Genomic DNA, 12,292 nt, shown 5'->3' on the forward strand with positions numbered 1-12,292 from the left:
AGACCTACGACTAGACCACCCACTCTCCTAACTTCCCCCATCCCCCCTCTCCTCACGGGAGAGGGTCGGGGTGAGGGAAGTCCCCATTACCGTTCCCGCGACACGACACGCAAAATCCCGTCCCCAGCAGTAGCCAAAGCCGTTCGCCCTGAGCCTGTCGAAGGGTGGCTGGAACTCACACGGCTCCATCTCCTGCGGTCGGGAAAAGCTAGGGATCGCGCTTCGACAGGCTCAGCATGAACGGCGCTTACTCCTCCCCGACTCACGGCTCCGCTCCCCGTCCCTTTCTTCACATTTCCTGCATCGGTTAGTTGACAAAAAAACCGCAAACAGGTTAAAGTAACGCCGGAAAATGCCCGCCTCCTAGCTGACGCATTGTTGATCTTCCCATGCCGTTGCCGGTTTGGTCACGCTTCCGCAAGACATAAAGAACGATAACGATGCCGTCCCGACGGGCTGCCGAAAGCACCACTGCGAGCAGATCAAGGCGCGGCCCTGCTTACGCAATCCACCTAATCAAGGAGTTCATACGTGAAGCACCCGCACATCACCCACAACAAGAGATCGACCATGGTCCTGCTGGTCACTCTTCTCGCGCTGCCGCTCTCGCTCACGGCATGCAAGGAAAGCAAGTCGTCAGCCCAGCAGTTCGTGATGAAGTCGGCAGAATCGACCAAGGAGGGCTCCGCGCCTTCCACCAACGCCGCGCCGGCTCAGGCCGCTCCCGGAGCGCCCGCCACCACGCCCGCAGCCCCCACGGATCAGGCCGCTCCTGCGGCTAGCGCCCCCGCTGCCACCGCCCCGGCTGCCGCGCCGGCGGCGACCACCGCTCCCGCGACTGCACCCGCAGCGCCGGCCGCGGCCTTCAACGGCCAAAGCAGTGCCGTCAAGAAAGGAAAGGGGAAGGGTAAAACCGCTGTCGCCACCCCCGCTCCTCGCAGCTCCTATCGCGCCGGCGAGGACCCCGACTTCGCCAGCAAGAAGGGTTGGCCGGTGAAATACCCGGATCCCCTCCCCGGCTCCCTGCTGCCGCAGAAACGCATCGTCGCCTACTACGGCAATCCCCTCTCCAAGCGGATGGGCGCCCTGGGCGAGTATCCGAAGCCCGAGATGATCTCGAAGCTCAAGCGCGAGGCGGCCAAGTGGCAGGCTGCGGATCCGGCGCATCCGGTACAGCCGGCACTGCACCTCATTGCCGTGGTTGCCCAGGGCGATCCGGGCAAGGCAGGGCTCTACCGGATGGTGATGCCGGATAACATCATCAACCAGGTCTATGGCTGGGCCAAAGAAGCCGGCGCCATAATGTTCATCGACATCCAGACCGGACACGACAACATCCGCAGCATACTGCCCCGCTTCGAATGGATCCTGAAAAACCCGGACGTCCACCTCGGCATGGATCCCGAGTTCAACCTGATCAAGAGCAAGGCGCGTCCCGGCACCAAGATCGGCACCTACGACGCGGCCGACATCAACTATGCATCCGGCTACCTGAAGGACCTGGTGAAGAAATACAACATCCCGCCCAAGGTCCTGATCGTGCACCGCTTCACCCGCAACGGGGTGACCAACTACAAGCACATCCAGCTGCGCCCGGAGGTGCAGATCGTCATGAACATGGACGGCTGGGGCGCTCCCTGGCTGAAGCGGGATTCCTACAAGGACTACATCGTGGCGGAACCCGTGGAGCTGACCGGCTTCAAGCTCTTCTACCACAACGACACCAAGAAGGGCGATGCCCTCCTCACCCCCTCCGAGGTGCTGAAGCTGAACCCGAAACCGCTCTACATCCAGTACCAGTAAGCTTTACCGCCTACTGCCTACCCGCTTAAAAAAGTGCCCCTCCCTGAAATATCGGGGAGGGGCACTCTCGTTTTGCCCAGCCACTTTATCACTTCCCACTTCTGTAAAGTCTCCCTCTTCGCGGGAGAGGAGAGGTGCGACGGAGCTATCCCCTACGAGGCTTCCCTCACCCGGCCTTTTGCCACCCTCTCCCCCAAAGGGGGCGAGGGGATGGACATTACCAGGTAAACTCCGTCTTTTTGTCCCGGACTTCCTTCCCGTCGAAGCTTCGCTCGATGAAGGTCGCCCGCAAGTCGTGATCTACCAACAGGATGGTAGAGGAGCGGGTGCCGTAGCGCTCGCTGGTGATGAAGATGGAGGAGAGGAGCCGCTCCAGTTCCAGTCCCACACCGGTATCGGGGAGTTCGGCATCCGGGGCCTTGCTGGTATCGGCCAGTAGGGCAAAAAGAGATTCCGGCGCGACTTCGCCGCCACCGAGTACCCGGGCCAGTTCCGCTTTTCCCTTTACCACCTTCGGCCACGGGGTATCCAGCAGGTGGTTGCTGACGCCGTGGATGCCAGAGTGGAGAGGAATGATGCGATCGGATCGATTGGAGTAGTGCAAAAGCCGTTCGGCATCGCCAACGATCAGATTGTAGCCGCTGTACGGGAGCGCCTTGGCGCGCAGTTGAGCGAGGTAGGCATCCGGGGTGGCGTCTCCTTTCACGAATTGGCTGACCAGCTCCCCTCGCGACGGCCCGTCCTTTCTCTCCTTGTGTGGCTCGCGATAGTTGGTAAGCGCGGCGATACGGCCGGTGTCGGTAACGGCCAGCCAAGTTCCGCCACGGATCAGGTCCCGTCCGCCGAAAACCTGGGGCGCCTCCTCCCAAAAGCCGGCAGCAGCCGTCGGTCTGTCATAAAACTCGTCCCTGTTTGCGGCCAGCACCAGCCGGTACTTCGGGTGCGCCTGATGGGCCAGTAACAATGTGCACATAGTTGATCCCTTATCCGCTCCATGTGTTTGCGTCGTCTCTCCCATTGTCGGGATTACGACGGATAAATTCAAGACAGCTTTTGAGGCATCCTCAATTTTCGCATCTGAAATCAAGCTGAACCGTCTTCTTCACCCCATCCTCATCCTGTCCTTCTCCTTGAAGGAGAAGGGACGATTCAGCGGTGCGTTGTCATCTCTCGAAAGTCCTCCTGCATCCCGTTCCTCTGTGCTTCTCTCCTGCGTCTCCTCCCCTTCAAGGGGATGGACAGGAGCTTGCCCGCCGTAGCCTTTAGGTGAAGGCGGGTGAGGATGGGGTGAAGATATTTGTTAAGCTTGCGGAATCGAAGAAGGAATGGTATCAACGGGACTGATGGGGAAACGTCACGGGGAGAGGTTGGAGGAGCTGTTTTGGATCAAGACCTGTTATTGGGATTACTCGGCCTGACCCCGCTACTGCTCTACGTCGTCCTGGTCTTCCGCGATGTCGACATCCTTGCCGCCACCGTCATCTCCGTCATAGCCGGCGGCATCCTCAGCCACCAGACCATCGTCTCCTTCGCCGCGGCCCTCGCCAACAGCATGGGCTCTTTCCTGGCGCTGGTCGGCCTGATCATCATGCTCGGGCGCGGCCTCGGCGAGGTGTTGAGCGCCACCAAGGTTTCCCACACCATAGTCCACCGCATAATCTACAGCATCGGCGTTGATACCGAGAAAAAGGCGATGGCCGGCATCATGATCGCCTGCGTGGTGATCGTCGGTCTCTTGGGGACCATGGCGGGAGGGAACGCCATCATAGCGCCGATCGTGCTCCCCATCGCCGCCACTGTCGGTCTCTCACGCAGCACCGTCGCCGTCATCTTCCAGGCCGTCGGCGAGGAGGCCCTGATCCTCGGGCCCTTCACCCCTCCGGTGATCACGCTGATCGGCCTGACCAAGATAGGGTACGGCCAGATGCTTTTGTACGTGTCGGGCCCGGTCGCGCTGGTCACCGTCACCGCCACCTGGTTCATGATCCAGCGGATCCAGCGCAAGACCAAGGACATCCACCCCTACGAGGAGCCGGAAGGGATCGAACGCTTCCACCCGACGCCGCGCAGCACCCGAGCCACGGTCGTCTTCGCCTGCTGCTTCCTGGCCGCCGTCGTCTACGGCATGGCGGTCAAGGCTCCGACCTCTTTCGTGATCGTGATCATGCTTGGACTCTCCCTCATCACCGGCTTTGCCGGCGGGCTCAAACTGGAGGAGATCCTCAAGCTGGTGATCAAGGGGATGGCCGGCAACGTGGGACTCTTCCTGCTGTTCCTTCTGTTGGACCCGTTCATCGGCTTTGTCCAGCAGGCAGGCGGCTTCGCGGCACTCTCCAAGCTGATAAAGCCATTGATGGAAGTTGGCGGCAAGCCGGTCATCGTCATTACGGGGGGATTGCTGGGAGCCTTCGGCATCAGCGGCGCCACCGTCGCCACGCTGAAACTGCTGCACGAGATGTTCAATCCGCTCCTTTCCAAGTACGGCATATCCATGCTGGCCTGGTCGCTGGCGCTGGTGGTCGCCACCAGGGTGAACAACTTCGTCTTCCCCGGTGCCAACATGGTGAGCTCACTGGGTTTCGCCGAGTCCGATGACCTGAAGTCGATGATCAGGAATGGATGGCTGGTCGCCGCCTGTCAGCTCACCCTGCTGGTACTGTTCAGCATCTTCTTCGCTTAAGCGGTATCCCCTCTCTCCTTCAAACTCCCCGCCCTCCGAGAGAGGGCCGGGGTAAGCCCCCCCTACGTCACCGCCTCGGTCGGCACCACCTCGAACTTCAGCAACTCCGTCCCCCGCAACAGCGAAATGGACATCGCCTGCCCGATCGGCCACTCTGCCAGGATCCGGTGGATGTCATCCACACTTTCCACAACCTGGTCGTTCATCAAAACAATGCGGTCTCCATCCCGGACGCCGGCCTTGAAGGCGGAGGCCAGTTCGTTGACGGCAACGACTTCCAGGCAGAAGCTGTTGCTCAGATGGTGGAAGCGGGCAAGCTGACGATGAAGGGGCACCTGCTGGGCCGCGAGCCCAAGCGTCCCGCGACGGACGCGCCCGTGCCCCAACAGCTGCGAAACCACCCATCTCGCCGTATTGGCAGGGATCGAGAAACCGATTCCCTGCGCCAGCGCGATGATAGCGGTATTGACGCCGACCACCCTCCCCCTGGAGTCGACCAGCGGCCCTCCGGAGTTGCCGGGGTTCAGCGGAGCGGTGTGCTGTATGATGTTCTCGATCAGCCTTCCCTCTCGGCTGCGTAGCGCCCTCCCCAACGCGCTGACCACGCCGGTCGACACGGTGGACTGGAATCCCAGGGGATTGCCGATAGCGATCACCAGTTGCCCTGCCCTCAGCGCGCCGGAGTCGCCGAGCGTGGCGTAGGGAAGTCCCGACCCGTTGGCGCGCAGCACCGCCAGATCGGTGGCGGGGTCGGTACCCACCAAGGTGGCATCCAGGGTGGAGCCGTCCTGGAGGGTGACGGCGAGGATGTCTGCGCCTTGAACGACATGGTCGTTGGTAAGGATGTAGCCATCGGGAGCTATGATCACACCGGACCCGACCCCTCGCTGCTCAGGCGCGGTGTGGCTGGCGGAAGTTCGCACCGAGATACCGACAACCGCCGGTCCCACCGTGTCGACGACGGTGATCACCGCCTTGGAGTAGGCATCGAGGAGTTCCACCTCGGAGGCGTCTTCCGATTTGATCCGGCAACTCCCGTTAGCGAAACCGTTTCCCGACTGAGCAGAAATGTGCTGCAAGGCCTCCCGGCATTTGTCATCCATGCGCTCATCCCCTTTTGTCCGATACTGCCGCTACAGTTGAAGAAATATAAGCATCAGGTGCGAGATCCGCAAGGGGCGTTACGCAAAGAGGAATCCGCCCTGTACCCCGCAACGGAAGATCCTGGAAGGAAACAAAGGGGCAGGCTGAATCGTCGTTCAGCCTGCCCCTTCTGAGATTTCCTCTTTTGCTCCATATTCCCTTCATAATTCCTGGCTATCGTGCAGTCACCTGATTTTCAGGGTTACCCTCCTTTAAGGGGCGCTGCTTTGGTGGCGCCCCTCTTTTTTTCTCGGCACCTGCCCTCAAAAGACCGAGAACCTGAAGTACCTTCTGGGATGTTCTTTCACATCGTTTAAGAGCAGGTCGAGATCATCCACTGCTTGGTTCATCTTGTCGTAGAGCGCCCGATCGTTTAATAGCTTTCCCGCCGTCCCCTCCCCCTGTCGCACGCGGGCCATCACTTCTTCCAGGGATGTCACCGACCGGTCTGCCCGCTCGATCAATGCCAGCCCCTTGTCGTACATTTCCCGGTCCTGCATCAGCTTACCCAAGCTTCCCTGGGGGGAGCTGATCTTTTTGTTCAGCTCGCGCATGTCATCGGCGGCCTGGTTGCTCTTCTCAGCCAGAGAAAGGAGCTTTTCATAGAGCGAAGGATCGTAGATCAGCTTGCTGAGAGTGCCGTCCGAATGCTGGACGTCCCGCAGAGTGTCGTCGGCCCGGTCCAGGGTGCTTAGCAGCTTCTCGTAAAGCTCGGGGCTGCGGTTGAGTTTGCCGAGGGTCCCCTGCCCGGAGTTGGCAGTGGTCACGAACGTGTTCAGCTCCGTCGTAAGGTGGGAGAGGTTGTCGTAGAGCTTCGGGTCGGCCATCATCTTGCCGAGACTTCCCTGCCCGCCCGTGATCTTGTCCATAGCCTCGTTCAGGTGGTCGAACGCGGCGGCGGCCTTTTTGGTTACGTCGTCCAGGGTCGGCACCGTCGTCCCGTACACCCTGGTCTCCGGTACCTTCACCAGGTGAGCGCTCGGCGTGATGTCCACGTATTTCTCGCCCATCAGGCCACGAGTCTTGATGACGATCACGGAGTCCTTGCCGATCTTCTGCAGGGAGTCCTTGGCGACTTCCAGCACCACCTCGACCTGGTTGTTCTCCTCCGGCCGCTCGAAACCTATGGAGCGGACCACCCCGACATCCACCCCGGCAAGCCAGACCGGCGCCCCGACCTTGAGACCGCCCACCGTATTCATGATCAGGCTGATCCTCCCCTTGGGGATGAACATCTTGGTCTTCGCCCCCATGAGCAGCACTCCCCAGGCGAAGAGGGCGAGCGCTAGCACAACGAAGATGCCGGTCTTAACGTGGGACCGCGCTATGTTGTCACTTCGTTTCATGATCGGCTCCAACCCACCCAGTGAACCTGAACAGCGAGCGCTCCGATGGTGTCAGAAACTCCTGCAGCACCTCAAGATCAGCGGCGAGCAACTCTTCCTTGGTCCCTTCGAAGACCAGCCTCGACTCGTGCAGGAAGGAAAAGCGCTGGGACACCTGAAAGGCGGTGTGCAGGTCATGTGTGACCGTCAGCGTCGTCTTCCCCTGCTGCTGCAAACGTCTCATCAGGTCGCAGATGTTGAAGACGCCGATGGGATCGAGCCCGGTGGTAGGCTCGTCGAAGAAGATGTAATCGGGATCGGCAGCCAGCGCCCGCGCAATGGCGACCCGCTTCTTCATGCCGCCTGACAGTTCCGCCGGGTAGAGGTCGATGGCATCCTCAAGCCCGACAAAGCCAAGCTTCTCCAGCACGACGCGTTCGATCTCCTGCTCGCTCCTTTTCCCTTCTTCCAAGAGCCGATAGCCGACGTTTTCCCCCACCGTCATGGAGTCGAAGAGCGCCCCACCCTGAAAGACCACCGCGATGGGACGGCGCACCTCCCGAAGGCGCGCCTCGGGAAGCTCGGAGATCTCGACGCCATCGATGCTGATGCTGCCGCTGTCGGCCGGCATGAGGCCGAGGAGGAGCTTCAGGATGGTGGTTTTGCCGGCACCCGACACCCCGAGGATGGTCCGGTCCACCCCCTTTTCCAGGGTGAGGTCGAAATCCCTGAGGATCTCGCGGCCTCCGACCGAATAGCTCACCCGCTGCATCCTGATTCCGGTTCCGGGCATCGAGTTACTCCATCCTGTCTGACCTGTCCTACCAGTCCTACCTGAAGGCAATGAAGACCTTGGTGAGGAAGAAGTCCGACACCAGGATCAGCACCGACGATAGCACCACGGCGCGCTTGGCCGAAGCCCCCACCCCGGCGGCCCCGCCCCGGGTGCCGAGGCCCACGTGGCAGCCGACCAGGGCGATGATCATCCCGAAGAAGGCCGGCTTGGTTACCCCCTCTATCAGGTCCTGGAACACCATGAACTGCGGGATGGACTTCATGTACATGACGTGGTTCACGTTGTAGCCGGAGGCCATGATGTAACCGCCCAAAAGCGCCGTGGCATCGGTGACCACCGCCAGCAGGGGGAGGGAGATCACGATCGCCTTCAGGCGCGACCCCACCAGCCGCTTCACGATATCGGTCCCCTCCACCCGCATGGCGTCCACCTGCTCGGTGACCGCCATGGCGCCCAGTTCCGCGGTGATCGCCGAGCCAACCCTCCCGGTCACCATCAGCGCGGAGAGCACGGGGCCAAGCTCCTTGACCATGACGGCAGCAACCATCCCCCCGACGTAACTGGTGGCCGCAAAAGGCTTCAGCTGCAAAAGCGCCTGCAGTGCCATGACCATGCCGGTGAACAGCCCGGTCAGCAGGATGATGAAAAGCGATCCCACGCCAATCTTATCCACTTGGGTGGAGAACTCGCGGTAGTAATAGGGTCTGGAAAAAATACCGCGGAGCGCGCGCAGCGAGAGATCGGAGAATTCTCCGATCTCCCTGAAAAACTGCACCAACCTCTGTGCTGCGGCGTGTGTCGGCATGGCAGGCGGACCTTTCCGGTCCCAATGGGGTCTACTTGAGGGCTTGGGCGAAGACCTCGCGGACGTCCTCGACGAAGAAGAAGTCCAGTTCTTCCTTCACGTTTTCCGGAATGTCATCCAGGTCCTTCTTGTTCTTGGCGGGAGCCAGCACCTTCTTGACCCCGGCGCGGCGGGCGGCCAGCACCTTCTCCTTCAGGCCGCCGATGGCCAGCACCCGGCCGGTAAGGCTCATCTCGCCGGTCATCGCCACGTCCCGGCGGGCGGGGCGCCCGGAGAAGAGCGAAACGATGGTGGTGGCCATGGTGATCCCCGCCGAAGGGCCGTCCTTCGGGATGGAGCCTGCCGGTACGTGGATATGGATGGTGGTGCTCTCGAAATCCTTCTTATCGATGCCGAGTTCCTCGCAGTTTGCCTGCACGAAGGAGACCGCGGCACGGGCAGATTCCTTCATCACCTCGCCCAGCGAACCGGTCAAGATGAGGTCCCCCTTGCCGTTCATCTTGGTCGCCTCGACGAAGATGATGTCGCCGCCGCTCTCGGTCCAGGCAAGACCGGTAGCAACGCCGATCCTGTCCTTCTCGGAGGCAACCTCGTCATAAAACTTCTGCGGTCCCAAGAGTTCGGCCACCACGTCCGGGGTGACCGTGGTGCGCGCCGGCTTGCCCTGGGCGACCTCCTTGGCGATCTTGCGGCAGACGGAGGCGATGTTCCTCTGCAGGTTCCTGACCCCGGCCTCCCGAGTGTAGTCGTGGGTGATCCGGTAGATGGCCTCGTCGGTGAACTCCGGCGGCATGGAGGTAAGCCCGTTCTCCTCGACCTCTCGCGCCACCAGGTAGGTCTTGGCGATGTTCAGCTTCTCCTCGTCGGTGTAACCGGAGAGCGAGATGACCTCCATCCTGTCCTTGAGCGGCGCCGGGATGGGGTCGAGCAGGTTCGCGGTGGTGATGAACATCACCTTGGTGAGGTCGAAGGGGACATCGAGGTAGTGATCCGTGAAGGAGAAGTTCTGCTCGGGATCGAGCACCTCGAGGAGCGCACTGGCCGGGTCGCCGCGGAAATCGGCGCCGATCTTGTCGACCTCGTCCAGCATGAAGACGGGGTTGTTGGAGCCCGCGCGGTTGATCTCCTGGATGATGCGCCCGGGGAGCGCGCCGATGTAGGTGCGCCGGTGTCCCCTGATCTCCGCCTCGTCCCGCATCCCGCCCAGCGAAATGCGGATGAACTTCCTGCCCAGCGTGCGGGCGATGGACTTGCCGAGGCTGGTCTTACCCACACCAGGAGGGCCCACGAAGCAGAGGATGGGGCCCTTCATCTTCTCCTTGAGCGAGCGGACCGCCAGGTATTCGAGGATGCGCTCCTTGACCTTCTTCAGGTCGTAGTGGTCCTCGTTCAATACCTGCTCGGCCTGGTTGATGTCCTTGTTGTCCGGGGTGCTGGTCTGCCAGGGGATGCCAATCAGGTAGTCGAGGTAGGTGCGGGAAACGGTGTACTCGGGGGAGGCAGGGTTGATCCGCTCCAGGCGCCTGAGCTCCTTCTCCGCGATCTTCCTGACCTCCTCGGGCATCTTGGCGTTTTCCAGCTTGCTGCGCAGCTCGTTGGCCTCGCCCTGCTTGGAATCCTCCTCGCCCAGCTCCTCCTGGATCTGCTTCATCTGCTCGCGCAAGAGGAATTCCTTCTGGCTCTTGCCCACCTTCTTGGTGACCTCGGCCTGTACCTCCCCCTTGATCTGCAGACGCTGCACCTCGTTGGTGAGGTGCATGTAGACCTTCTTCAGCCTCTCCAGCGGATCGACGGTCTCCAGGAGCTTCTGCAGTTCGTCAACAGGAAGGTTCAGGTAGAGGGCCACCAGGTCGGAGAGCCTGGCCGGGTTGTCTATGAAGTCGATCATCTTCATGACGTCGTCAGGAAGCGGCCGGCCGTAGGAGAGGGCTATCTTCAAGAGGGCGTTCAGGCTTCCCACCAGCGCCTCGGAGACCATGGAGCGCTCGGCGAACTCGCGCACCGGCTCCAGACGCGAAAGGGCAACCGGCGTCTGCTGGACGATGGCCAGCACCCTGATCCGGACCACCCCTTCCAGGACGACCTTGGCGCCCCCCTGCGGGAGCTTGTTGATCTGCATGACCTTGCAGAGGGTGCCTATCTCATGAAGGGCGGGGAAGAGCTCGCCGGCCGGTTCCTGCTTCAGCTTGACCAGCGCGACGAGATTGTTGAAAAGCACGGCCTCCTCGAAGGGGGGCATGTCCTCGTGCTTGAGGAAGATGGTGAACACCATGTAGGGGAAGGCGATTATCTCCCGCAGAGGATAGAGCGGGACGATCTCCGGCATATTGATGGTGATGTTCTCTGGCATTGGGTCTCCCATTAGAGCGGGACTGGCTGTTTCCCCAATAAAAAGAGTACTGAAGAAGTCTCCCCTGTCAATATGGATGTTCTTTAATTGGAAATCAGGTCATCTCCCATGCCTCGTAGAGGGAAGCGATCTCCGCAGTCAGGGTCGCGTGCAGCTCTCCCGCGGTTCTGGATCCCTCGACATCCTTGAAGAAGTCGGGGGCGGCCATGGTCTCCTCCAGCTTGGCCAGTTCGGCCTCCTTGGCCGAAATCTTGTTCTCCAGTTCGGCGAGCTTCCGCTCGCGGGCACGCTCCTCCTTTTGGCGAAGTTTCTCCTCTTCCCGCTGCTGCTGACGGGAGAGCTTGCTGACCGGCTCAGAAAACCTCTCTCCTTCTAGCGCCTTCCCGGGGACTGGCTCCGAAGATGCCTGTCCCCCTTTTGCCTCCGGCTGCCTTGTGCCGGCCAGCTGCGCGACCGTGTCCGGGTTGCCGCTTGCCCCGCCCTGGCCGCTCTTCTCCAGGTAGTACTCGTAGTCCCCCCAGTAGTTCTCCAGCTTGCCGCCGGCCACCTCAACCACCCGGGTGGCCAGGCCGTCGATGAAGTGGCGGTCGTGGGAAACGAAGACCACCGTGCCGGGGAAATCCTTGAGCGCCTCCAGCAGCACCTCCTTGGAGAAGAGGTCGAGGTGGTTGGTCGGCTCGTCCATGAGGAGCAGGTTGGAGGGGCGCAGGAGCAGCTTGGCGAGCGCCAGGCGGTTTCTCTCGCCGCCGGAGAGGACGGCAACCTTCTTGTTGATGTCGTCGCCGGAGAAAAGGAATGCACCCAAGATGTCGCGCAGTTGCGGCACCATATCGAAGGGAGCGTCGGCGTAGAGTTCCTCGTAGGCGGTGCGGGAGGAGTCCAGTTCCTGGGCCTGGTCCTGGGCGAAGTAGTCACGGATCACGTTGTGTCCCACCTTGACCGTGCCGCCGGTGACGTCGCCGTTGGCCAGCACCCTCATGAGGGTCGACTTGCCGGCGCCGTTATGCCCCACCAGCGCCACTCGCTCGCCGCTCTCCACGGTGAGGTCGACCCCGTTCAGCACCACGTTGGAGCCGTAGGCCTTGGTCACGCCGGTCAGTTCCATCACCGTCTTGCCGCTCTTGGGAGGGGTCGGGAAGGTGAAACGGATCCTCTTTCGCTCCGGGGGGATGATGATGCGCTCGATCTTCTCCAACTGTTTGATGCGCGACTGCACCAGCGAAGCCTTGGTCGCCTGGTACCGGAAGCGGGAGATGAAATCTTCCATCTTCTCGACCTCCTCGTCCTGGCGGCGCTTTGCCTCCCTGAGGGCGGAGACCCGCTCCTCGCGCTGGACGAGGTAGCGGCTGTAGTTGCAGTGGTAGTCGGTGATGGCGTGGTTCCAGACCTC

Annotated in this window: 9 protein-coding genes; 2 read left to right on the forward strand and 7 right to left on the reverse strand. The window is 61.4% G+C overall.

The features are described from left to right. The first annotated feature begins 531 nt into the window (after positions 1-531). Positions 532-1,803: a hypothetical protein gene (locus VJ604_RS02815; RefSeq protein WP_324079869.1), complete on the forward strand. Its 1,272-nt coding sequence runs from the start codon at positions 532-534 to the stop codon at positions 1,801-1,803. 217 nt (positions 1,804-2,020) lie between these two features. On the opposite strand, the gene VJ604_RS02820 is transcribed toward VJ604_RS02815, so the two are convergent. After that, complete coding sequence (locus VJ604_RS02820) at positions 2,021-2,776, reverse strand: NRDE family protein (RefSeq protein ID WP_324079870.1); 756 nt, start codon at positions 2,774-2,776, stop codon at positions 2,021-2,023. 426 nt (positions 2,777-3,202) lie between these two features. On the opposite strand from VJ604_RS02820, the gene VJ604_RS02825 reads away from it, so the two are divergent. Then, a complete protein-coding gene (locus tag VJ604_RS02825; RefSeq protein ID WP_324079871.1) occupies positions 3,203-4,483 on the forward strand; it encodes a permease in 1,281 nt (426 codons plus the stop codon). Positions 4,484-4,545: 62 nt separating this feature from the next. Here VJ604_RS02825 and VJ604_RS02830 read toward each other — a convergent pair whose 3' ends face one another. The 6 genes from VJ604_RS02830 to VJ604_RS02855 form a co-directional block, all read right to left on the reverse strand. Then, entirely contained in the window at positions 4,546-5,586 is a 1,041-nt protein-coding gene (locus VJ604_RS02830; protein ID WP_324079872.1) for a S1C family serine protease, read from the reverse strand. Positions 5,587-5,889: 303 nt separating this feature from the next. After that, positions 5,890-6,972: an MlaD family protein gene (locus VJ604_RS02835; protein ID WP_324079873.1), complete on the reverse strand. Its 1,083-nt coding sequence runs from the start codon at positions 6,970-6,972 to the stop codon at positions 5,890-5,892. Beyond that, positions 6,959-7,744: an ABC transporter ATP-binding protein gene (locus VJ604_RS02840; RefSeq protein ID WP_324079874.1), complete on the reverse strand. Its 786-nt coding sequence runs from the start codon at positions 7,742-7,744 to the stop codon at positions 6,959-6,961. Before VJ604_RS02840 ends, VJ604_RS02835 begins: the two co-directional genes overlap by 14 nt. 37 nt (positions 7,745-7,781) lie before the next feature. Further along, positions 7,782-8,552, reverse strand: a complete 771-nt coding sequence (locus tag VJ604_RS02845; protein ID WP_324079875.1) for an MlaE family ABC transporter permease — start codon at positions 8,550-8,552, stop codon at positions 7,782-7,784. Positions 8,553-8,583: 31 nt separating this feature from the next. Continuing rightward, the gene (gene lon / locus VJ604_RS02850) at positions 8,584-10,902 is read right to left on the reverse strand and encodes an endopeptidase La (protein WP_324079876.1); all 2,319 of its coding nucleotides are present in this window, start codon (positions 10,900-10,902) and stop codon (positions 8,584-8,586) included. A 94-nt stretch (positions 10,903-10,996) separates the two neighbouring features. Further along, positions 10,997-12,292 (reverse strand): ABC-F family ATP-binding cassette domain-containing protein (locus VJ604_RS02855; RefSeq protein WP_324079877.1); only part of this gene is annotated, 1,296 nt, incomplete at its 5' end.

Source organism: Geomonas sp. (assembly GCF_035254065.1).
Classification (GTDB): Bacteria; Desulfobacterota; Desulfuromonadia; order Geobacterales; family Geobacteraceae; genus Geomonas.

Coding starts and splice junctions, on each gene's coding strand:
- VJ604_RS02835 (WP_324079873.1), bottom strand. CDS start 6,972: ATGAAACGAAGTGACAACATAGCGCGGTCCCACGTTAAGACCGGCATC.
- VJ604_RS02845 (WP_324079875.1), bottom strand. CDS start 8,552: ATGCCGACACACGCCGCAGCACAGAGGTTGGTGCAGTTTTTCAGGGAG.
- VJ604_RS02840 (WP_324079874.1), bottom strand. CDS start 7,744: ATGCCCGGAACCGGAATCAGGATGCAGCGGGTGAGCTATTCGGTCGGA.
- lon (WP_324079876.1), bottom strand. CDS start 10,902: ATGCCAGAGAACATCACCATCAATATGCCGGAGATCGTCCCGCTCTAT.
- VJ604_RS02820 (WP_324079870.1), bottom strand. CDS start 2,776: ATGTGCACATTGTTACTGGCCCATCAGGCGCACCCGAAGTACCGGCTG.
- VJ604_RS02830 (WP_324079872.1), bottom strand. CDS start 5,586: ATGGATGACAAATGCCGGGAGGCCTTGCAGCACATTTCTGCTCAGTCG.